Below are 20987 nucleotides of genomic sequence, written 5' to 3' on the forward strand. Positions count from 1 at the left end.
ACTGGGAACAACGTCGGATCAGAAATCGAAGACTGAAAAGTTACCGCTAACACTGGACAAGGCTGTCGGGTTTGGGGAATGTCCCTTCAAACAAAGAGGGCGGAGGCGGATTCGTGATTCAGAAGCTTGGGCTAAGCGCATTGGCGATTGCCATGCTGGCGGGATGTGCTGAACCGAACAGCGCCGAACTGGCGGATGTGTTTGGCGACCACATGGTCATCCAGAGAGACCAGCCGGTGCGCGTGTTCGGCACCGGCGAGCCCGGAACCGAGCTGTCGGTGAAACTCGATGCGGCCGTACGCACGGTGACCGTCGCCGAAAGTGGCGCGTGGCAGGTGGAGTTTGCCGCTCTGCCCGCGGGCGGCATTCACGAAATCTCTCTCCATGAAGGCGGTCGCAAGCTGGATCATGTCGGCGATGTTCTGTCAGGTGATGTGTTCCTGTGCTCCGGCCAGTCGAACATGAAATATCCGCTGAGGAACATGCCCTACGCGCCGCAGATCCTTGAGGAGGCGAGCGAGGAAAATATACGCCTGCTGAATATTTATCAAAAGGCAGCGCTGGAGCCGCAGTCAAAACTGCCCGAGCCGACCGCATGGAGCAAGGCGACGCCGGAAGCCGCGGAGTGGTTCTCTGCGATGTGCTATTTCACCGGGCGAGACATTGCCGAGACTTATGATGTGCCGGTCGGCTTGATCCAGTCAGCCTGGGGCGGCTCTCGTATCGAATCCTGGATTGATGCCGAGGTTGCGGGCGCGGCGGCGGAGCATGCCGAACAGGTTGAGTTGCTGCGCACTCATGTTGATGATCCGGTCAGGGCGGCAAAGGATTATTCGGAAAGTTGGCAGGCGAGCTGGCTGGCCGATCCGGCAACGGGTGGAGACGCCGTTTGGGACGCGCCGGACGAAGGCGACTGGGTAGCGGTGCCCGGCCAGCTGCGCGACTGGCGCACATGGGGAGACCCTGAACTGGCCGATCACAAGGGGATGGTGTGGCACAAGGTGAGCTTCGATCTGACAGAGGCGCAGGCCAGCCAGACGGCCAGTGTGCACATCGGGTCAATCGACGATACGGACGTAACCTGGATGAATGGTGTGGCGATTGGCACCACGTTCGATTGGGGCGGATTGCGGGTCTATGACGTGCCGGCGGACCTGTTGAGGGCTGGGCGCAATGTCCTGCTCGTCAATGCGCATAATGATTATGGCGAAGGCGGCATGAATGGTCCGGATGCGGAGCTACGGCTTGAGCTTGCCGATGGCAGTTCGGTTTCGCTCGCGGAGGGCTGGACCTATCGCAAGGTGCCGACGGATGTGACGCGGCCCAAGCCTGCTCCCTGGCAAACCATTCAGGGATATTCGATGCTGCACAATGCGATGATCGCGCCATTGGAAGGCGTCGGGCTGAAAGGCGCGATTTGGTATCAGGGCGAGTCCAATGCCGGGGCCGGTGCGGCTTATGAGGAATTGCTGACTCTGCTTGTTCAGGACTGGCGCGCAAAGTTCGGCGCGGACCTGCCTGTGGTGGTGGTTCAGCTGCCGCGCTTTGGCGCGTTGCCGACAGTGGCCGGGGAGCCTGGCTGGGGCATGGTTCGGGAATCCATGCGCCGGGTCGCTGCGCAGGATGACCGGGTCGGGCTGGCCGTCACCATAGACCTTGGTGACCCGTATGACATTCACCCCGCCGACAAGATTTCAGCCTCCAATCGGGTCATCCGTGTCGCGAAGGCACTGATCTACGGCGAGGCGATTGACGGGCCGAGCGGGCCGGTCGCGACAGACGCCGAAATTCTGGCGGACGAGATTCGCGTCTCATTTCAGGGAATTGATCAGGGGCTGGTCACGATCAGCTCCAGCAATGTGACCGGCGTCGAGCTTTGCGATGGCGCGGCTTGCCGGTTTGCCCCGGCGACGCTGGACGGGGATGTCATGATCATTGAAACCGATGGCGCACAGGTTTCGGAAATCCGCTACTGCCAAGGCGACTCGCCGCTGTGCAATCTGTTTGACGGCAATGGCCTGCCGGCAGGCCCGTTCTGGATGCAGATCGACTGAGGCGACTTATTCGGCCGGCACCATGTCGGGCGCGTCGCGGCGGATGGCGCGGCGGATGACATCGCCATAGCCGTGCGAGATGCAATCGAACTCATCATAGTATCCGCGTGAGGACAATAGCGTGTGCAGCCGCTTCAGCCGGTAGGGCGGGATCGACGCGAACATGTGATGCTCAAGGTGATAGTTCACATCATTCGGCGCGATCAGGACACGTTGCCAGAAGGGCGCCACTGTCGTGCCGGTGTTCAGGCGTGGGTCCAGGCTGGTGCGATCCAGTGCCGTGCCATGTTCACCAATCTGGCGCAGGCGGACGATTGCGGGGTAGACGAACAATTCAGCCGCCCACCACATCAAATAGGCCCATGGGGCGCCGACCGCTGTCAGCACGCCAAGCAGGCCGACATGGAAAGTCAGCCAGGGCCAGTGGCGAGACAGTTTGAAACTCCGGATCTTGCGCATTGTGTCGCGAAACCCGGTCTGCCCGGTCAGGTCGCGCACGAATTTGCGGCGCAGGCTCTCTTTCGGAACCGGATAATTCTTCACGAAGATGATGTCCGGATCGTCTGGCGTGCCGGCATATTTGTGGTGCTTCAAATGGTAGGCGCGATAGGCGGGCAGGGAGATGTTCATCGGTGCGCCAGCAATCCAGTGCCCGACGAACTCATCCATTTTCGGGCTCTTGAAGAAGGCGTGATGCGCGCAGTCATGATTGATAATACCAAGGCCGAGCTGCCGCCCGCCAAGGATCAGCACGCCGCCCAGAATGGTCAGAGGGTTCGGCCAGATGATCGCCACCGCGAATGCCGCAATGATCAGGCTCCAGTTCCAGCTAAGCGTGGCCAGCGCACGAATATCGGATTTCTTGCGCAGCTCGCGCAATTCTTCCTTGGTAACGGCTTCCGACAGCTTCATCTTGGCGGACATGGCAGGCCTCCCATCCTGTGCTTTAATCGTTTATTACATAAAAAGGCAGTATGAGTCAATTTGTGTATTATTATGAGCCCCTGACCCCCGAAGACGTTTCGGCCCGCGCGCTGGTCCTGTCCCTGATGAGCAGCACGGATGCGTCGCCGCAGGCGATCGGGCGGTTGATCCACGCCGCGGCCCTGTTCGGGATCGAGGCGTCGACCTTGCGCGTGGCCGTTACGCGGCTGATCAAGGATGAATTGCTGGAAAGCCCTGAGCGGGGCATCTATTCCCCCGGCCCGAAGGCGCAGGCGTTGATGCGGCGGGTTAAACAGTGGGAGCATGTGGCCGGGCGCATGGTCGACTGGAATGGTGACTGGCTCGTCGCGCTGACCAGGCATCTCGGCCGCAGCGATCGCAAGCAGCTGCGTGCGCGGGAGCGGGCATTGGCCCTGTTCGGCTATCAGCAGACGGAGGAAGGCTTCTGGGTGCGGCCCGCAAATCTGGCAGGCGATCTGGAAAGTCACCGGGCGGGCCTGACAGAGATCGGCGCGGACGAGGACATTATCCTCATGCGCGCGTCCGACATGGCGATGGCCGGGCCGCAGGATTGGGCGAGCCTGTGGTCGCCGGATGCGCTGTCGCGCTCCTATGCGCACGCAATCGACACAATGGACAAGAGCATGGCCACGCTGGACGGGAAGGCGGTGGATGCAGCGGCGCGCGAGACGCTGCTGATCGGACAGCCCGTGATCCGCGCCATCAACTTTGATCCGCTATTGCCGCCAGAGCTGGGCGATCAGGATGGACTGTTGCGAATGGCGGACAAGATGCGCGCCTACAACAAGATCGGACAGGCCTGCTGGCAGCGATATTATGCCTCCATAGAAAAAGCGGCGCAGGAGTGATCCCGCGCCGCTTCGTTTTCTGATGGTCCGGGGGCGGTCTAGTTCAGCCCCATTTCCTCGCGATAGCGGCGACGCAGCAAGTCGATCGGCGCAAGGTTCCGCTTCGGGTCTTCATAGTGCCAATAGGTCCAGCCATTGCAGGCCGGCGCCTGTTGCACATGCGCGCCGAGACGATGGATCGAGCCGGAAATGGTGCCGGTCGTCAGTGAGCCGTCGACGCGGATGCGCGCCTGATAGCGACGCTGCGGGCTGAACAGGCGGTCGCCGGGCTTCAGCCAGCCGCTTTCCAGCAGCGCGCCAAAGGGGACGCGCGGCAGGGATTTCTTGCTCTTCTCCGTTTCCAGCACCGCGCCTTCGATCGGCTCAATGGCCTTCAGGCGCGCACGGGAGAGGCGGATATAGGTTTCGTCGCGCTCGATGCCGACATAGTTGCGGCCAAGGCGCTTGGCGGCGGCGGCGGTTGTGCCCGTGCCGGAGAACGGGTCCAGCACCGTGTCGCCCGGATTGGTTGTGGCCAGCAGCACGCGTTGCAGCAGGCTTTCCGGCTTTTGCGTCGGGTGGGCCTTCTTGCCGTCTTCATCCTTCAGGCGCTCGCCGCCGGTGCAAAGCGGGATCATCCAGTCAGAGCGCATCTGCTTGTCGTCATTGAAGACTTTCAGCGCATCATAATTGAATGTGCATTTCGAGGCTTCGGACTTGCCCGCCCAGATCAGGGTCTCGTGGGCGTTCTGGAAGCGGGTGCCCTTGAAGTTGGGCATCGGGTTGGATTTCAGCCAGATCACATCATTCTGGATCCAGAAGCCCTGATCCTGGAGGATCGCGCCAACGCGGAAGATGTTGTGATACGAGCCGATCACCCAGATGGCGCCATCATCTTTCAGAACGCGGCGGCATTCTTCCAGCCATTGATGGGTGAACAGGTCATAGGCGTCGAAACTGTCGAACTTGTCCCAGTCATCGTCCACGCCGGCCACGTGCGACTGGTCCGGACGGGTCAGGCCGCCGCCAAGCTGCAGATTGTAGGGCGGGTCGGCAAAGACGAGATCAACCGACCGGTCCGGCAGACGGGACAGGATGTCGATGCAATCGCCCTGCATGATCACGTTTTTCTGTAGTTCCATAGGTTCAGCCCCGCTTGCACAAGATGTCGTATCGAAGCGCGAATCAGTGCCGGAGGTCGGTTTCTGAATCCCTAATTATTGCGCATCCGAATCAGCCCGGAAATATTTCGGGTCCGAAACTAACAGCGAAAATGACCTGTGGATAGAGTTGTGGATAATCCTGTGCACAAGGCTCGGGAAACCCTGTGAAATCAGCGTGGGCATCCTGCTGCTGCGTCTTACTCGGGAAATGTCCTTATCCCGTTTTCTGCCGTGCGCATTACGGTGCGCGTCAGTCCAACGGAGAAAGATCATGACTGAGGCTACGATGAAGGCTGCCGTGGTGCGGGAATTCGGCAAACCGCTGGTGATCGAGGAGGTGAAGACGCCGAAGCCGGGGCCAGGGGAAATTCAGGTAAAGATCGAGGCGTGCGGCGTATGCCATACGGATCTGCACGCCGCGCGCGGCGATTGGCCGGTCAAGCCGCAACCGCCCTTCATTCCCGGTCATGAAGGTGTGGGCTACGTGTCCGGCGTTGGCGCTGGCGTTACGCATGTCAGGGAGGGCGACCGCGTGGGCGTCCCGTGGCTCTACTCGGCGTGTGGACATTGTGAGCATTGCCTCGGCGGATGGGAGACCCTGTGCGAGAGCCAGCGCAATACCGGGTATTCGGTGAATGGCGGCTTTGCCGAATATGTCATCGCCGACCCGAATTATGTCGGGCACCTGCCGGACAATATCTCCTTCGTAGAGATTGCGCCGGTCCTGTGCGCCGGAGTGACCGTCTACAAGGGGCTGAAGGTGACCGACACAAAGCCCGGCGACTGGGTTGCGATTTCCGGCATTGGCGGGCTGGGCCATATGGCAGTCCAGTATGCGCGCGCAATGGGACTGCGTGTGGCCGCAGTCGATGTTGACGAGTCCAAGCTCGCCCTCGCAAGGCAATTGGGGGCAGAGGTGACGGTGAATGCTGCCCAGACGGATCCGGCGACTTTCCTGCGCAAGGAAATCGGCGGGGCACATGGCGCCCTTGTTACAGCGGTTTCGGTGAAAGCGTTCGAACAGGCTCTCGGCATGGTACGTCGCGGCGGGACCGTGTCGCTGAATGGCTTGCCGCCTGGTGATTTTCCTCTGTCCATCTTCAACATGGTGCTGAACGGCATCACGGTGCGCGGTTCAATTGTCGGCACCCGCCTCGACCTTCAGGAGTCGCTGGATTTTGCAGCGGCGGGCAGGGTGCGCGCGCACACGGCTACCGCGCGCCTGGAAGAGATCAACACCGTCTTTGACAAGATGCTGGAAGGCGGTATCGACGGGAGAATTGTGCTCGATTTCGCCTAGACATCCAGTCGCATCTGGCCGCCTCTGTCCTCGACTACGCGAAACAGATCCGTGCGCAGGGGCTCTACCGGGTGGTTCATGTCGAGCTTTGCGATGGCGCGGCCAAACCGTTTGGAAATCAGGTCCGCCATCGGCCCGCCGCCGCGCATGCGTTCATGCCAGGTGGCGTCATAATCCTTCCCGCCGCGCATTTCCCGGACAAGGTTGATCACCCGCGCGGCCCGGTCCGGCACATGCTGCACCAGCCATTCGAGGATCAGGTCCTTGATCTCATAGGGCAGGCGCAACATCACATAGCCCGCCCGGGTCGCGCCATGATCGGACACCGCTTCCAGAAGGCTTTCAATCTCGTGATCGTTCAGGCCGGGAATGATTGGCGCGGTCATGGCGGTGACCGGAATGCCCGCATCGGCCAGTGCGCGCATCGTGTCCAGTCGTTTCTGGGGCGTTGCGGCGCGCGGCTCCATCTTGCGGGAGAGTGTGCGGTCCAGCGTGGTGATGGACACGCCGACACGGGCAAGCCCGGCCTTGGCCATGGGCGCGATCAGGTCGATGTCCCGCTGGATCAGGGCAGACTTTGTCAGCAGGCTGACCGGGTGGCGATAAGCGTACAGCACTTCCAGCAATTCGCGGGTCAGGCGCTGTTCCCGCTCAACCGGCTGGTAGGCATCCGTGTTCATGCCCAGCGCGATCACACGCGGCACATAGTCGGGTTTTGACAGCTCCCGCTTCAGCAATTCGACCGCGTTCTCCTTGTAGAAAAGCTTGCTCTCGAAATCGAGACCGGCCGAAAGCCCTTCCCAGGTATGCGTGGGCCGGGCGAAGCAGTAGATGCAGCCATGCTCACAGCCGCGATAGGGGTTCACAGTCCGGTCAAAGGAGATGTCCGGCGACTTGTTGTAAGTGATGATCTTGCGGGCGGTATCCTTCATCAGGACCGTTTCCAGCCGCCCGGCATCATCCTCTATCGTGCCCCAGCCATCGTCAAAGGCATGATGAGTCTGCTTTTCATACCGGCCAGTCTGATTGGAAACGGCGCCGCGCCCGCGATGTTCAAAGCGTTCCTGCGCGGCGTTGGTGTCCATCAGTGTGACGCGGCCCTTGGGCGAAAGTTTCTGTCCTGTCCTCATGAAGAGAACAGGCCACAGCGCCAAGAACAAATCAAGAACATTTGTTGCCGCGTCTGGCGGAAACCTGTGAAATCAGATGCCCTTCAGGGAGGCGAAATTATCAAACACCTTGCGCACGCTGACGGGCATCTCGCGGTCGAGCACATCTGTCATGACGTGCATCTTCTTGAACTTCTCTTTGCTTTGCAGCTCCGGCGTCTTGCGCGCGACCATGCGCCAGTCTGAAAAGATCCGCAGCTGGGCTGGTTCAACAAGGACAGTCGTCACTGAAACGTGTCGCTTGTCGGTCAGAATGCGATTGTAGATATTCTCGACATTCGATTGCGGGCCTTCCAGCAATTGCAGGAAGTTCAGGCCATTGAACAGCAACACACCCGTCAGGCTCTGCACCTCGTTTACGCGCTGAGCCGTTGCCACGATATCGTCGATATCGCTTTCCTGAATCGTGTCGATTGCTGTGCTGATATAGATCAGTCTTTTCATAGGTGTCCTGTTGCCTGAGCGCGCCCCCCTTGGACACCGCTTCCAGATTTTGTTCGATAACTTAAATCAAGTTAACAGAGATTGTCAGCACTCCAGATTTTCCAATCTTCCTTCGTGTCTACGTCCTGTAGCGTTGGCAACAGGGCCACGCGAAAGCCGGAAGGCAGATTCTTGCGAAGATCGGCCATTGCGTGAGGCCCTGACCAGCGCACGTTTTCAAACATAGGTGGCAAACCGGGCCTTTTGTTCAACCCGAATAGCCAGAATCCGCCATCTGTCGCCGGGCCGAAGATGGCGTCATTGCGCGACAAGAGCCGCTCGGCGCGCAAGAGCAGGGCGGGGCTGATGTCCGGCGCATCCGTGCCGATGAACATGACCGGCCCGTTTGGGGAGTCAGCAAGCCCTTTTGTCAGCTTCTCGGTCAGTGTGCCCGGCCCCTGACTGACGCGCGGCAGATGTGGCGGCAGCAGGCCCCCCAGCGTTTCGCCCAGCGCGCGGTCGGGTGAGAGATACAGCGACACGTCCAGCCCGCTGGCCGCGGCCGCGCGCATGGTGCGGGCCAGCGTGAAATGGGCAATGCGGCGTGCCTCCGTCCGGCCCATACCCGCGGCAAGCCGTGTCTTGGCAAGGCCCATACGCGGCGGCTTGGCATAGATGAGAAGCCGGGCGCGGCGCATCAGTGATACGCCTTTGCCAGCGTCTCCGGCTTTGCCCCGAGCAGGAACCGCGTCAGCAGGGCGGCATTGCCCCAGGCCCGTTTGCGCCAGCCATCGCGTTCGTATTTCTCGGCGGAGGTGCGCGCTTCAGCACTCAGGAATGAGAGCCGCGCCTTGCCCAGCGCCCGCACGATCATCACGTCTTCCATCAGCGGCACATCCGCATAACCGCCAATCTCGTCATACAGCTTGCGGGAGACCAGCAGGCCCTGGTCGCCATAAGGGAGGCCAAGCCAGCGGGCGCGGCGATTGGCGCGCGCCTCCAGCCAGCGGGCTGCGCGATCATCCGAGCGATACTTGAGCGTAAAGGCCGCCGCCTTGCCGGGCCGAGTGTCCATATGGTGCGCGGCACGTTCGGCCCAGTCGGGGGAGAGATACGTGTCAGCGTGCAGGAACAGCAACCACTCGCCCCGCGCGGCCTTCGCGCCGGCGGCAAGCTGTGCCCCGCGCCCGCTTGCGCCGGTCACCAGTGTCGCGCCTGTGTCCCCGGCAATGCGCGGCGTTGCATCATCAGAGCCGCCATCAGAGACAATCACCTCACGGATCAGGCCCAGCTCCAGCCCCGGCATCAGCGCCTGCAGACAGTCCGGCAGGCTGGGGGCGGCGTTCAGTGTGGGAATGATGAGAGAGAGTGGGGCGGCCATGAATTTCCCCTAGCAGGCAATTGTGCGCTGCGGAACCGACGAGCGGTTAACACGTTCAGCAGGGACAGAATTGAACAAGGATCCCTCACATGCCGTCGATTTACGAAACCCTGAAGAAAGACCATGACAAACATCGCGAGTTGCTCGCCCAGCTGGCAGAGACGACCGGCGATTCCTCGCGCCGTCGCGAGCTCTGGAAGCAGTTCTATTATGATGTCGGTGGCCACGCCGCAGCAGAAGAGGAAACCTTCTACAGCCCGCTGATGGAGAAGGAAGACGGCCAGCCCAAGGGCCGCCATTCGGTTGCCGAGCACAAGGAACTCGACGACATCATCCAGGAACTGGACGAGATGGATATGAGCTCCCCCGGCTGGATGACGCGCTTCAAGACGCTGCGCCATGACTATGAGCATCACATCGACGAGGAAGAAGAAGAGATCTTCCCGGTGGCGAAGAAGGTTATCGGCAAGGATGAAGACGGCGCGATCAGCCAGTCCTTCCTCAAGCGCAAGGCACGCGAACGCAAGATCGTAGACGAAAAGGCCGAAGCCGCTCTGGAGGAGTGATTATCCTCCCAGTTCCCCAAGCCGCTGTTCGACCAGCAACAAGTCCCGCCATGCGCGGGATTTGTCTTGTGGGCGGCGCAAAAGATAGGCCGGATGCAGGATCGGGATCAGCGGCGCGGCAAAGCCGCCCGCCGTTTTGTACACATGTTCCGTGCCGCGCAGCCGCATGATGCCATCCGAGCTTGCCAACAGGGATTTCGCCGGAACGCCGCCCGCCGCGATGATCACTTTCGGCTGGGTCAGCTCGATCATCCGGTCCACGAAGGGGCGGCACACAGCCAGTTCCTCGGCTTCGGGATTCCGGTTTCCGGGCGGGCGCCAGTAATTCACATTCGTGATGAAGGCATTTTCCTTACGGTCGCGCTGGATCGCGGCCAGCATGCGGTCCAGCAATTGTCCGGCCGGACCAACAAAAGGGACACCGCGACGATCCTCTTCCGGACCGGGGCCTTCACCGATCACCATCAGGCTCGCGCCCGGTGTGCCATCATAGACGGCGGTTTTTTCTGCAGCGGCTTTCAGGGGGCTGCCCTCAAAGGCTTCGATGGCCGCTTTCAGCGCTTCGACCGAATCACACGCCGCAGCGGCGTTTCGGGCCTCTTCCACCCAGTCGACTTTCTTGCGACGCGGACGCCGTACAGGCGTTGGAGAGACTGCAGGCGCGGCTGGCGCGGCGCCCTCGGCGACCTTCAAATAGGCCTGTACCGTGGCGTCATCGACCTCCACGCCCATGTCGCCCCACCATTCGGTGAGGGCCTGAATTGCATCAATTGACGCAGGGGCGGGCATCTGGACGCTCTGGACCTTCCTGATAGACGCTGTAATTGCTTTACCAAATGGGCTTATGAGCGGGCAACCTATCACCCGCAAGGAGGAGAAACCAATGGCTGATGACGCTATTCAGCGCGAGTCGATGGAATATGACCTGGTCATCGTCGGCGGCGGTCCTGCGGGTCTGTCCGCGGCGATCCGCGCGAAACAGCTGGCACAGGAAGCTGGCGAAGACATTGAAGTGGTCGTGATCGAGAAGGGCGGCGAGATCGGCGCTCACATCCTGTCCGGCGTGGTCATGGACCCGGTCGGCCTCGACAAGCTGATCCCTGACTGGCGCACGCGCGATGATCGCCCGCTGAAGACAGAAGTGACCGGCGACAAGTTCAAATTTCTCGGGCCAAACGGCGAAGCGGACATTTCCTGGTTGCCAATGCCGGGCTTCATGAAGAACCACGGCAATTTCACCGGCTCGCTGGCAAATGTGGCCCGCTGGCTCGGACAGGAAGCCGAGAATATGGGCGTTGAAGTCTTCCCGGGCTTTGCCGCGTCAGACCTGGTGCTGGGCGAGAATGGCGAAGTGAAGGGCATCGTGGCCGGTGTCATGGGCATCGCGGCGGATGGCTCTCACAAGGCCGACTATGAGCCAGGCATGGAATTGCTCGGCAAATACGTCCTGTTTGCCGAAGGCGCACGCGGCTCGCTGACCAAGCAGCTGATCGCCAAGTACAATCTGGACGAGGGCCGTGACCCACAGAAATTCGGCATCGGCCTGAAAGAGCTGTGGTCCATCCCGGAAGAGCAATTCAATGAAGGCTATGTCCAGCACACGATGGGCTGGCCGCTCGACAACAAGACTGGCGGCGGCAGCTTCCTCTATCACTTCCGCGACAATGGCGAGCCCTTCGTATCGGTCGGCTTCGTGGTTCACCTGAACTATGAGAACCCGTACATCTCGCCGTATCAGGAATTCCAGCGCTTCAAGCACCACCCATCCGTTCTGCCACACCTTCAGGGCGGCAAGCGCGTGGCCTATGGCGCGCGGGCGATCACCGAGGGCGGCTTCCAGTCCGTTCCGAAGCTGGCCTTCCCAGGCGGCGCCCTGATCGGCTGCGGCGCAGGCTTCGTCAACGTGCCCCGCATCAAGGGCAGCCACAACGCCATCCTGACCGGCATGATGGGCGCTGAAGCCGCCTATGCAGCCATCAAGGGTGGCCGTCAGGGCGACGTGCTGACGGATTATGAAGAGGCTTACAAAGCGTCTTCCGTTTACAAGGAGCTGAAGCAGGTGCGGAACGTGAAGCCGCTCTGGTCCAAGCTCGGTACGGCGATCGGCATTCCGCTCGGCGGTCTCGAAATGTGGATTTCCAGCCTGTTCGGCGGATTCTCCTTCTTCGGCACACTCAGCCACGGCAAGACCGATGCAGCGGCGCTCAAACCGGCGAAGAAATTCAAGCCGATCGAGTATCCAAAGCCCGATGGCGTGATCAGCTTCGACAAGCTGACCAATGTGTCCTTCACCAACACCTATCACGGCGAAGACCAGCCTGTTCACCTTGTCGTGAAGGACATGGCGCTTCAGAAGGCGTCCGAGCATGACGTGTATGCCGGTCCGTCGGCGCGCTACTGCCCGGCCGGTGTGTATGAGTGGATCGAGGAAGGCGGAGAGCTGAAGTTCCAGATCAACTCGCAAAACTGCATTCACTGCAAGACTTGCGACATCAAGGATCCGAATCTGAACATCAACTGGACCGTGCCGGAAGGCGGTGGCGGCCCGGCCTATCCGAACATGTAATCAGGCCTCTCAGGTCATGGTTTCCGGAAAGCGCGGTGGGGTTAACCCTGCCGCGCTTTCTCCATTTCGCGCCTTGCTCTCGCCGCATCCGGCTGCTTCACTCACAGCCAAAGCGAATTCGGAGCAAGCCTCGTTACCATGCATTTCAGACTGACCTTTGCCGCCTCTGCCCTGACCCTTTCCGCCATGATGAGCGCCTGTGCCACTGAACCGGCCCCGGCGCAGCCTGTCGCCGAGATCGACGCGCCAATTGTAGATAGCAGCATTCCGCTGTCCCCGGCCGCGCGCGCCACGGCGGTCATCGGCGACAATGGCATGCCGGTCGGCATCTCCGCGTATCCCGCGCCGCTGGACGCGGTGAAGGCAGGGGACATGGCTGCGTTTCTGGAAATGACCTCCGGCCTGTCCCAAGAAGACCGGGACGTCAGCCCGCTATTCGACGCCTTCCTCGCGTTGGACCGCGCCGCTGATGGCGACATGCTGGCCGCGCGCAACATCCTGCAATCCTCCAACAGCCAGGATGATGAAGATGGCGAGACCGGGTTTTACGCCTTCCTCGACGCATGGCTGCTGGCAATGGAAGGCAAGCCGGACGAAGCGATTGAGCGCCATCGCGGCGCTGCAGGCTCCATGCCGGGCCTGACCGGGGACCTTTCGCTGGCCGCCATGCTTGAGGCGCTGGGCCGGCCGGAGCAGGCGCTCGCCGTCTATGAATTCATGACGCCCGCAGAGATCGAGGCCCCGGAACACCAATTCGACCCGAAGGGCCTGCTCTACAGCCATGTCCGGACGGTGATTTCCCGCCACGCCTTACTGCTGCAGCGCCTTGACCGGATCGAGGAAGCGAAGGCCGTGTATCAGAAACTCGCCGATGCCGAGCCGGAAGAGGCGATCAGCTACGCCGCTGCGCTGGAAAGCCTGGAAACGGGCAAGAACCTCGACAATGAAGCGCTGGACGTGCCCGCCGCCTTTACCCAGTCGCTGGCCGACGTGTCCCGCGCCCTGCAGGAACAGCGCATCATCCGCACCATCATGATGGGCGGCCAGATCGAAGGCTTTGACGACCAGCGCTCGGCGTTTGATCAGGTGGCATTGCTGATAAATCCGGAAGACGAAGGCCTGCGCGCCGCTGTCATCGACCAGCTTTACGAGCACGCGCTCTATGAAGGTGTCGCCCATGTCGCGATGAGCGCGCCGGAAGATACCGCCTCGTTGCAGATCGCTGCCGGGCAGGCGCTGATCATGTCCGGCAAGGAAGACGAGGCCCGCGCCGCCGTTACTCGCGCGCTGGAAATCACCGATGAGGATGACCGGTTGCAGACGCTCTATGGCGCGTTGCAGCTGCGCACGATGCTTCACGACAAGGACGGGTCGACTGAGTTGGTGGAGGAAGTGATCACATTGGCCTCCAATCAGGCCGAGCGTGCCTCCGCCCACGGGCTGGCCGCCGAGATCAATGACCAGTTCGGAGACCTCAAGGCGGCGGCCTACCATGCCGAGAAGGCCCGGGAGCTGGACGATACGCACGACCGGCGCATGGCGCTGGCCAATGCGCTTGGCAAGGTGGGAGAGATCAATCCCGCGCTGGCCATTTTGCGCACAGAGCTTCTGGGGCGTCCGAACGACCCTTACACGCTGAATTCACTCGGATATTTCCTGATCGAGAATACTGACAAGTACGAAGAGGGCTTCAAGATCCTCTACCGTGCCCGGTCACTGGCAGAGCGTGATCCCTATATCGCGGACTCGCTCGGCTGGGCCTATTATCGCCTCGGTCACCTGAAGGATGCGCAGCGCCTGATCGAACAGTCACGTGCCAAGCTGGAGCCGCACAAGCATTGGGAAATCGAAACCCATCTGGGCGACATCTACTGGCATCAGGGTGATGAGGAAGCCGCGCGCGAAGCCTGGCAAAATGCGATCGAGGCCCGTCCACCGGCAACGCAGCGCGCTGAGCTGGAAGACAAGCTGGCCAATGGCCTGACGACGCCAAAACCAGAGCGTCAGGCCCTGCCAAGCGTGTCCATCGGTGACGGCGAGATCGACCGGCAGGATATCTGACGAAACTGTCAGGCAGCTGAGACCTTTTACCCGCCTCCGACGCGCCTTACTATCGCCGGATATCAATGCGATTCCGCGATGCGAACGCTGACGGGAAAACTATGTCGAACGAAATGAATCCGCACATGCAGGAACCGGAGCCAAAGCGCAGCTTCCTGCCGGGGCCACCCTGGGTCTGGACCTGGGCAAGACGCCTTCTGATCCTCGGCTTCGTCCTCGCCGCGCTCGGCTTCGTGGCGCTCTGGATGTATTTCGCGGCGCTTGGCCGTCAGGTGCCGTCCATCGACAAGCTGAAACAGTATGAGCCGCCCATCACGTCGCGCGTCCACGCCGGCGATGGAACGCTGATTGCCGAATTCGCAAGAGAGCACCGCGTCTTCGTGCCGTATGAGTCGATCCCGACCCATGTGGTGCAAGCCTTCGTGGCGGCGGAAGACAAGACGTTCTTCACGCATGGCGGACTCGATTACAAAGGCATCGTGCGCGGCGGGGTGAACTCCGCCAAGAACAAGATCACCGGTTCCGGCGGTCTGGAAGGCGGCTCGACCATCACGCAACAGGTCGCCAAGAACATGCTGCTGACGCGCGACCAGAACCTCACGCGCAAGGCCAAGGAAGCAATCATCGCCCAGCGCATGGAGAAGGAATTCACCAAGGAAGAGATTCTCGAACTCTACCTGAACGAAATCTATCTCGGCTATCGCTCCTACGGTGTGGGTTCTGCGGCGCTGAACTATTTCGACAAGTCGCTGCCTGAACTGGACCTGTCCGAAGCGGCGATCCTCGCCTCTCTGGCCAAGGCCCCGTCGTCGGTGAACCCCTATAGCCGTCCCAAGCGCTTGCTGGCGCGCCGCAACTATGTGCTCGGTCGTATGGTTGATGATGGCTACATCACGCGCGAGGAAGCTGAAGAGGCGATGGCTCTGCCCCTGTCCACGACGCGTCGCCTGAAGGGCCCGGAATACGCCGCGGCGACCTATTTCGTGCAGGAATTGCGCCGTGACCTCATCAAGAATTACGGCGAAGACACGCTGCAACAGGGCGGTCTGTCAATCCGCTCGACCATCGATACGAAACTGCAGCTCGCCGCTCAGGATGCCCTGCAGAACGGCCTGATCGCCTATGACCGTCGTCATGGCTGGCGGGGGCCAATCACGCGTCTTGATCCCGAGGCTGACGATGTTCTGGAACAGCTGAACGACGTCACGCTGCCCGGTGGCTATGGCACGTGGGAAGCCGCGCTGGTGACCAGCACAGGCTCGCGCGGCGCGCAGCTTCTGCTGACTGACGGCGCGACCATTCCGCTGCCCGCCGAGGAAGTCGAGTGGGCCGCGACCTACAAGCCTGCTGAAGGCAAGGGTGGGCTGAATGTCGGCGACGTTGTCCTGGCTGAGCTGAAGCGCAAGGTTCTGAATGCGGATGAAACGTCTGCGCCTGCGGACCCGCAACTGGACCCCGATGGCGATGAGATCGACGAGCCGGAACCCGAGCCGATGCTGGTGCCGGTTGGCAATGCCATCTTGCGTCAGGTGCCGGAAGTGGACGGCTCCCTCGTGGCGCTGGACCCGCATACGGGCCGTATCCTTGCCATGCAGGGCGGCTATTCCTTCTTCAAGTCGAGCTATAACCGCGTCACGCAATCCAAGCGTCAGCCGGGCTCCAGCTTCAAGCCCTTTGTCTATGCAGCGGCGCTGGAGCGTGGATACACGCCGGCCACGCGCATGCTGGATGCCCCCTTCGTGGCATTTGATGTGTCTACGGATGATTACTGGCGCCCGTCGAACTATACCGAAGGGCGCACCTATGGCATGGTCACCCTGCGCGTCGCGCTGGAGAAATCCCTGAACCTGGTCACCGCTCGCGTGGCGCAGGACATCGGCATGGAAGCGGTTTCCGAACTGGCCGAGCGGATGGGCGTCTATGAAGACCTTCCGCCCTATCCGGCCATGTCCCTCGGCGCCGGCGACGCGTATCTGATCGATGTTGCGCGCGGCTATGCCGGCTTCGTGAATGGGGGAAGGAAGATCAACCCGACCCTTCTGGACCGTGTGCAGGACCGTCATGGGCGCACCCTGTTCCGCCATGACGAACGCCTGTGCGAAGGATGCTCTGCGGACGAGTGGGACGGCGCGGAACCGCCGCAACTGGCAGAAGTGGGCGAGCAGGTGCTGGACCCGATCATCGCCTATCAGGTGACGCATATGCTGGAGGGCGTGGTCGAGCGCGGCACAGGCCGCCGGGCCCGCCGGGTCGGCAAGCCTCTGGCCGGTAAAACGGGTACGACGGATGATTATCGCGACGCGGTGTTCATGGGCTTCTCGCCTGACCTCGTCGTGGGTGTGCGGGTCGGCTTTGACGACAACCGCTCGCTCGGCGAGGGCGAAGCGGGCGGCTCGGTCGCCTCACCGATCTTCACGGACTTCATGGAACGCGCCCTGGCAGACGAGCCAGCGACGCCATTCCGCATCCCGCCGGGCGTGCGCCTTGTGAAGGTGGATGCCCGCAATGGCGAACTGCCCGGCCCGGATACTGCTGTCATCATCGATGAGGCCTTCCGCCCCGGCACAGAGCCTGGCATGAGCGCCTTCACCGACACCAGCGACTGCTTGTCCATTTCCGGCAATTGCGGGGGCGGCACGGGCAGCTCGACCAGCGGGTTCGATCCTGAGCGCGACGCCGGAATTGTCGAGGAAACCGATGAGGGCTTCCCGTTCCAGCCGGCCCAGCCACGCCCCGCGCCTGAAGCGCCGGTGGATGACAGTCTCGGCGACGTTTACTGACGCAGTTGCTTTTGACGCAGGAAGGCGGGCGCGCTATGCCCCGCCTTTCCAGTTTTTATCGAACAAGATCACAAGAGGCAGATCCCATGTCCGCAGAAATCAAATCCCTTACAGACCAGATCCGCCAGTCCGCCGATTTGCTACGGAGGCGTCTTTGACTGGGATACTGCCACAAAACGCCTGGATGAGCTGACCGCGCTCTCCGAACGTCCCGATTTCTGGGACGACCCACAGGCCGCCCAGGCCATGATGCGCGAACGCCAGCGTCTGGCTGACGGCATCGAGACCGTCGAAACCCTGCAGCGCGAAGCTGACGATGCCGAGGAATTGCTCGAACTCGCCGAAGGCGACGAAGACATGATCGCGGACATCGAAACCAATCTGAAAAAAGCCGCCGAGCGCGCCGAGAAGGCAGAGCTGGCTGCCCTGCTTTCGGGCGAGGCCGATGGCAATGATTGCTTCATCCAGATCAATGCGGGCGAGGGCGGCACGGAAAGCCAGGACTGGGCAAATATCCTGCGCCGCATGTATGTCCGCTGGGCCGAAGCCCACGACATGAAGGTCGAGGAACTCGACGAGCGCGAGGGCGAAGAGGCGGGCATCAAATCCGCCACGCTCCAGTTCAAGGGCGAGAACGCCTATGGCTGGCTCAAGTCCGAAACCGGCGTGCATCGCCTCGTGCGGATTTCGCCATTCGACTCCTCCGCGCGGCGCCACACCAGCTTTGCCTCGGTCGCGGTAACGCCCGTGATTGATGACAATATCGAGATCGAGATTGATCCCTCCGATGTGCGTACAGACACATATCGCGCTTCCGGCGCGGGCGGTCAGCACGTCAACCGGACAGACTCCGCCGTCCGCCTGACGCACGAGCCGACAGGCATCGTGGTGCAGTGCCAGAACGACCGGTCGCAACACCGCAACCGCGATCAGGCCTGGCAGATGCTGCGCTCGAAACTGTACGAGCTGGAACTGCAAAAGCGCCGCGAAGTCGCCGATGCCAGCTATGCCGGCAAGACCGATATCGGCTTCGGCCACCAGATCCGCTCATACGTGCTCCAGCCCTACCAGATGGTGAAGGACCTGCGGACCGAAGTGGAAACCTCCGACACGTCCGGCGTGCTGGATGGCGACATCGATCTCTTCCTCTCCGCTGCCCTGGCCGCCTCCGTGGCCAAGAACGAGGACGAGGAATAGGGGGCTTGCCCCACGCAACCCAGTCCGGGGTCTGTGCGTTCGTCCTGAATGGACGATCTGCTGACGCTATCTTTTAACAGCCAGATGCCCCTCGGGGTTCTGGCTGTTCGCCTCATCGCGGCTTCCGTGGCGGGATTGATTGTCGGGTTTGAGCGCGAAGTGAGGAACCGGCCTGCAGGCCTGCGCACACACATGCTGACAGCGCTGGCATCTGCCGTCTTCATGTTGATCTCTATAGAGATGATCCACTCATTCGGCGGCAATGACGACACCACCCAGCTGGACCCGACCCGTGTCGTGCAGGCTGTCACGGCGGGCGTCGCCTTTCTGGCAGCAGGCACGATCATTCACGGCAGCGGCTCCGTCAGGGGGCTAACGACCGGGGCGAGTATCTGGCTCGCCGGGGCGATTGGCCTTGCCTGCGGTGCTGGTTATTTGCGTCTCGCCGTTCTTGCCGTCCTTTTTTCTGTGTTGATCCTGCTCCCGATCCGGATGCTGGAGACGCATCTCTTCGGGAAACAGCCCATTGGGGAGGGCAAGGATGATGAGTAGCGCCGCGCCGGCAATGTGGGAGTATCGCATCTGGCCTGATGATGCCGGGTCGATGGCGTATCAACTTCAGACGACGCTACACTTTGTGGAAGAGCCGCCACGGACCGATACCTATTTCATGGCGACGGCCCGCGCCCCTGCTCAGGCCAAGCTGAGAGGCGGTGCGCGGTTTGATATCAAGGAATTGTTGGCAAGAGAGGCGGGGCTGGAGCTTTGGCGTCCCGTAATCGCCGCGGAGTTTCCGTTTGATGATGAGGATCGCGCGACGCTAGCCCGTCTGTATCCAGCCATTCCGCACTCCCTGCAGAGCCTTGCGGCTCTGCGAGATGCCTTCCTGACCGAAGGTCCGGAAATCACAGTCGACAAGAAGCGACAGATTGCGACTGAGCCGGGTGGCCTGCGCGCCGAGATAGCGGCGGCCTCATTGGGGGAGGGCGCGCGGACCACGCTCTGCCTGGAGCATGAAAGCGCCGCCGAACTGGCCCGGCATGTGGACCGCTTCGGTTTCAGCAATCTGCCCAATCTCAGTTACTCTGCCTGGCTGAGACAACACATCTAGGCCAGCGATGTGGTTGCCAGGCAGGTGATCACGACAGCCGACAGGATCAGGCGCAGGCGCATCCACCAGCCGGGCGCCAGCTTTCGCTGAACGAACCAGGTCTCGATGCCGAGCAAGCCGATATAGCCGATGATCAACCCTATCGCCGCGGAGCTGTGGCCGCCGCCCGTGGCGAAGAAAGCCCAGAGCGCAGGCAACACGCTGAGCCCATAGCCGATGCCCGCCTCGCGCCCGCTGGAGTTCGTGGCAAAGCCCCAAAGCACACCGGACATGAAGGCGAGGATGATCGCGCCGTAAAACACCTGCACATATGGCCCGACAAAGCGCGCCCCGAAAGCGGCGCTGCCAAACTCTTGCAGCGCGGGGATGAACAGGCTGAGCGCCCCCCAGACGAAGGGGATCAATCCTGCAAGGCCTAGCGCCAGCGGCGCGGCGGGTATCTTTTGTTTGGTCATGCCTGCGAATTAGAGTGATCTGCCTCAGTGTCGAGGGCGCTGCGGAAGGACGCTTATCCCCCCAAGTCGCGGGGATAGTGGAGGTAGTTCGCGTGCGGAGGCATCCGGCGCGCGGGCGCGTGTAAGAGGCCAAGACCGGGGACAGCAAATATTTTCATCCCCGGTGCGCGAAGTGGGGCCATGATGGATGGCATGAAATCGCTTTCGCCTGACGCCGAGATATTCCTTGAAGACAGCTGGATGATGCTGGGCAACATCTTTGCGTCGCTGCTGGATCTGTCCCGGCGGTCGGTCAACAAGCCCGTGTCCCGCCGCTATTACAATTTCGTGCTGCGGCGGTTGCGGGCGGCCGAAGCGATGCTGCGCCGGATGATCCTGATGCTGGCCCTGACGCTGGAGGTCGCGCCCATCCTGCCGCGAGCGCAGACGAAGACCGCGGGCGCCAGCGTTCCAAGCGCAGCCCCGGAGACCAGATCACGGCCCGAGCCGTTTGGTCCGCCCACCCCAACCCCCTTCTTGCTCTGGGAGGCGAACGCATCGCGCAAGCAGACAGAGCGCTTCGCAGAGCCGCCGCGCATCTGGACGCTCGGTATGGATTGGAAATTGCTGCCATCGGAGCTGCGCGCCCAGAAGGCTGCCGAGGCCCCGGCGGAAATATCCTTGCAGCCTTTGCAGCTGCGCCTCAAGCGGTTGGAGCTGGCCTTCCGGGATCCGGATGCGGCGGCGCTGCGCCTCGCCAGATGGCGCGCGCGGCAGGCCGGGCTACGTGCGCTCTGGCGTCAGCAATATGAAAGCGGTGAGGCGAACCCAAACGCGCCGTTCGGGCGCACTTCGCCACTGGGGCGAGCCCGGCGACTGGCCTCGCGCACCACATTGCCGGCAGAGTATCGTCAATGGCTGGATGATCTTGATACTTACGCGCGCGATGAGCTGATCAATTCGTCCTGATACGTACTGAAATAATAAGC

At 61.6% G+C, this 20987-nt stretch carries 19 protein-coding genes; 11 read left to right on the forward strand and 8 right to left on the reverse strand.

Annotated features, from left to right (window positions below):
* Positions 1 to 113 precede the first annotated feature (113 nt).
* Positions 114 to 2054 carry a sialate O-acetylesterase gene (locus HF931_RS10260; protein WP_273239986.1) on the forward strand — a complete coding sequence of 647 codons (1941 nt, stop codon included), beginning with the start codon at positions 114 to 116 and terminating at the stop codon, positions 2052 to 2054.
* A 6-nt stretch (positions 2055 to 2060) separates the two neighbouring features.
* On the opposite strand, the gene HF931_RS10265 is transcribed toward HF931_RS10260, so the two are convergent.
* Positions 2061 to 2978, reverse strand: coding sequence for a fatty acid desaturase family protein (locus tag HF931_RS10265; RefSeq protein WP_273239988.1), 918 nt, complete (start codon positions 2976 to 2978; stop codon positions 2061 to 2063).
* Positions 2979 to 3028: 50 nt separating this feature from the next.
* On the opposite strand from HF931_RS10265, the gene HF931_RS10270 reads away from it, so the two are divergent.
* Complete coding sequence (locus HF931_RS10270; RefSeq protein WP_241764236.1) at positions 3029 to 3868, forward strand: hypothetical protein; 840 nt, start codon at positions 3029 to 3031, stop codon at positions 3866 to 3868.
* A gap of 38 nt (positions 3869 to 3906) precedes the next feature.
* Here HF931_RS10270 and HF931_RS10275 read toward each other — a convergent pair whose 3' ends face one another.
* A complete protein-coding gene (locus tag HF931_RS10275) occupies positions 3907 to 4989 on the reverse strand; it encodes a site-specific DNA-methyltransferase (protein WP_035554794.1) in 1083 nt (360 codons plus the stop codon).
* A gap of 292 nt (positions 4990 to 5281) precedes the next feature.
* Here HF931_RS10275 and adhP point away from each other — a divergent pair, with 292 nt between their 5' ends.
* Positions 5282 to 6310 carry an alcohol dehydrogenase AdhP gene (gene adhP / locus HF931_RS10280; protein WP_035554796.1) on the forward strand — a complete coding sequence of 343 codons (1029 nt, stop codon included), beginning with the start codon at positions 5282 to 5284 and terminating at the stop codon, positions 6308 to 6310.
* Here adhP and HF931_RS10285 read toward each other — a convergent pair.
* From HF931_RS10285 to HF931_RS10300, 4 genes are all read right to left on the reverse strand, one after another.
* Positions 6307 to 7395 (reverse strand): PA0069 family radical SAM protein, encoded by a 1089-nt coding sequence (locus tag HF931_RS10285; RefSeq protein WP_273239992.1) that lies wholly within the window; start codon positions 7393 to 7395, stop codon positions 6307 to 6309. The genes adhP and HF931_RS10285 overlap by 4 nt on opposite strands.
* Positions 7396 to 7512: 117 nt before the next feature.
* Positions 7513 to 7923: a BLUF domain-containing protein gene (locus HF931_RS10290; protein WP_051602883.1), complete on the reverse strand. Its 411-nt coding sequence runs from the start codon at positions 7921 to 7923 to the stop codon at positions 7513 to 7515.
* Between the two features lie 71 nt (positions 7924 to 7994).
* On the reverse strand, positions 7995 to 8600 hold the full coding sequence (locus tag HF931_RS10295) for a TIGR04282 family arsenosugar biosynthesis glycosyltransferase (protein ID WP_273239994.1): 606 nt from the start codon (positions 8598 to 8600) through the stop codon (positions 7995 to 7997).
* Complete coding sequence (locus HF931_RS10300; RefSeq protein WP_035554800.1) at positions 8600 to 9283, reverse strand: TIGR04283 family arsenosugar biosynthesis glycosyltransferase; 684 nt, start codon at positions 9281 to 9283, stop codon at positions 8600 to 8602. The genes HF931_RS10295 and HF931_RS10300 overlap by 1 nt, the downstream gene beginning before the upstream one ends.
* Before the next feature lie 89 nt (positions 9284 to 9372).
* Here HF931_RS10300 and HF931_RS10305 point away from each other — a divergent pair, with 89 nt between their 5' ends.
* Positions 9373 to 9849 carry a hemerythrin domain-containing protein gene (locus HF931_RS10305; RefSeq protein WP_035554802.1) on the forward strand — a complete coding sequence of 159 codons (477 nt, stop codon included), beginning with the start codon at positions 9373 to 9375 and terminating at the stop codon, positions 9847 to 9849.
* Here HF931_RS10305 and HF931_RS10310 read toward each other — a convergent pair whose 3' ends face one another.
* Positions 9850 to 10638 carry a uracil-DNA glycosylase gene (locus tag HF931_RS10310; protein ID WP_035554804.1) on the reverse strand — a complete coding sequence of 263 codons (789 nt, stop codon included), beginning with the start codon at positions 10636 to 10638 and terminating at the stop codon, positions 9850 to 9852.
* Positions 10639 to 10732: 94 nt separating this feature from the next.
* On the opposite strand from HF931_RS10310, the gene HF931_RS10315 reads away from it, so the two are divergent.
* The 6 genes from HF931_RS10315 (at position 10733) to HF931_RS10340 (ending at position 19564) form a co-directional block, all read left to right on the forward strand.
* Entirely contained in the window at positions 10733 to 12415 is a 1683-nt protein-coding gene (locus HF931_RS10315) for an electron transfer flavoprotein-ubiquinone oxidoreductase (RefSeq protein ID WP_035554806.1), read from the forward strand.
* Between the two features lie 138 nt (positions 12416 to 12553).
* Positions 12554 to 14476, forward strand: a complete 1923-nt coding sequence (locus HF931_RS10320; protein ID WP_273239997.1) for a tetratricopeptide repeat protein — start codon at positions 12554 to 12556, stop codon at positions 14474 to 14476.
* Positions 14477 to 14577: 101 nt separating this feature from the next.
* Positions 14578 to 17256: a penicillin-binding protein 1A gene (locus HF931_RS10325; RefSeq protein ID WP_273239999.1), complete on the forward strand. Its 2679-nt coding sequence runs from the start codon at positions 14578 to 14580 to the stop codon at positions 17254 to 17256.
* A gap of 86 nt (positions 17257 to 17342) precedes the next feature.
* Positions 17343 to 18453 (forward strand): peptide chain release factor 2 gene (prfB, locus tag HF931_RS10330; protein WP_273240001.1). Its coding sequence is split into 2 segments (ribosomal slippage): positions 17343 to 17411 and positions 17413 to 18453, totalling 1110 coding nucleotides; the frame shifts between segments, so codons are not numbered across the junction.
* Between the two features lie 48 nt (positions 18454 to 18501).
* Positions 18502 to 19005: an MgtC/SapB family protein gene (locus HF931_RS10335; RefSeq protein WP_273240003.1), complete on the forward strand. Its 504-nt coding sequence runs from the start codon at positions 18502 to 18504 to the stop codon at positions 19003 to 19005.
* Positions 18995 to 19564 carry a hypothetical protein gene (locus HF931_RS10340; RefSeq protein ID WP_273240005.1) on the forward strand — a complete coding sequence of 190 codons (570 nt, stop codon included), beginning with the start codon at positions 18995 to 18997 and terminating at the stop codon, positions 19562 to 19564. The genes HF931_RS10335 and HF931_RS10340 overlap by 11 nt, the downstream gene beginning before the upstream one ends.
* On the opposite strand, the gene HF931_RS10345 is transcribed toward HF931_RS10340, so the two are convergent.
* Positions 19561 to 20019, reverse strand: a complete 459-nt coding sequence (locus tag HF931_RS10345; RefSeq protein WP_273240007.1) for a DUF3429 domain-containing protein — start codon at positions 20017 to 20019, stop codon at positions 19561 to 19563. The two genes, HF931_RS10340 and HF931_RS10345, sit on opposite strands and share 4 nt — an antisense overlap.
* A 192-nt stretch (positions 20020 to 20211) precedes the next feature.
* Between HF931_RS10345 and HF931_RS10350 the strand changes: the two genes are divergently transcribed.
* On the forward strand, positions 20212 to 20967 hold the full coding sequence (locus HF931_RS10350; protein WP_273240009.1) for a hypothetical protein: 756 nt from the start codon (positions 20212 to 20214) through the stop codon (positions 20965 to 20967).
* Positions 20968 to 20987 lie beyond the last annotated feature (20 nt).

Origin of the sequence: Hyphomonas atlantica corrig. (assembly GCF_017795365.1) — a bacterium.
Classification (GTDB): Bacteria; Pseudomonadota; Alphaproteobacteria; order Caulobacterales; family Hyphomonadaceae; genus Hyphomonas; species Hyphomonas atlantica.

Excerpts from the sequence above, each read along its gene's own strand:
- HF931_RS10265 (WP_273239988.1), bottom strand. The coding sequence starts at position 2,978 with ATGTCCGCCAAGATGAAGCTGTCGGAAGCCGTTACCAAGGAAGAATTG.
- HF931_RS10270 (WP_241764236.1), top strand. The coding sequence starts at position 3,029 with ATGAGTCAATTTGTGTATTATTATGAGCCCCTGACCCCCGAAGACGTT.
- HF931_RS10275 (WP_035554794.1), bottom strand. The coding sequence starts at position 4,989 with ATGGAACTACAGAAAAACGTGATCATGCAGGGCGATTGCATCGACATC.
- adhP (WP_035554796.1), top strand. The coding sequence starts at position 5,282 with ATGACTGAGGCTACGATGAAGGCTGCCGTGGTGCGGGAATTCGGCAAA.
- HF931_RS10285 (WP_273239992.1), bottom strand. The coding sequence starts at position 7,395 with ATGGACACCAACGCCGCGCAGGAACGCTTTGAACATCGCGGGCGCGGC.
- HF931_RS10290 (WP_051602883.1), bottom strand. The coding sequence starts at position 7,923 with ATGAAAAGACTGATCTATATCAGCACAGCAATCGACACGATTCAGGAA.
- HF931_RS10295 (WP_273239994.1), bottom strand. The coding sequence starts at position 8,600 with ATGCGCCGCGCCCGGCTTCTCATCTATGCCAAGCCGCCGCGTATGGGC.
- HF931_RS10300 (WP_035554800.1), bottom strand. The coding sequence starts at position 9,283 with ATGGCCGCCCCACTCTCTCTCATCATTCCCACACTGAACGCCGCCCCC.
- HF931_RS10305 (WP_035554802.1), top strand. The coding sequence starts at position 9,373 with ATGCCGTCGATTTACGAAACCCTGAAGAAAGACCATGACAAACATCGC.
- HF931_RS10310 (WP_035554804.1), bottom strand. The coding sequence starts at position 10,638 with ATGCCCGCCCCTGCGTCAATTGATGCAATTCAGGCCCTCACCGAATGG.
- HF931_RS10315 (WP_035554806.1), top strand. The coding sequence starts at position 10,733 with ATGGCTGATGACGCTATTCAGCGCGAGTCGATGGAATATGACCTGGTC.
- HF931_RS10320 (WP_273239997.1), top strand. The coding sequence starts at position 12,554 with ATGCATTTCAGACTGACCTTTGCCGCCTCTGCCCTGACCCTTTCCGCC.
- HF931_RS10325 (WP_273239999.1), top strand. The coding sequence starts at position 14,578 with ATGTCGAACGAAATGAATCCGCACATGCAGGAACCGGAGCCAAAGCGC.
- HF931_RS10335 (WP_273240003.1), top strand. The coding sequence starts at position 18,502 with ATGGACGATCTGCTGACGCTATCTTTTAACAGCCAGATGCCCCTCGGG.
- HF931_RS10340 (WP_273240005.1), top strand. The coding sequence starts at position 18,995 with ATGATGAGTAGCGCCGCGCCGGCAATGTGGGAGTATCGCATCTGGCCT.
- HF931_RS10345 (WP_273240007.1), bottom strand. The coding sequence starts at position 20,019 with ATGACCAAACAAAAGATACCCGCCGCGCCGCTGGCGCTAGGCCTTGCA.
- HF931_RS10350 (WP_273240009.1), top strand. The coding sequence starts at position 20,212 with ATGAAATCGCTTTCGCCTGACGCCGAGATATTCCTTGAAGACAGCTGG.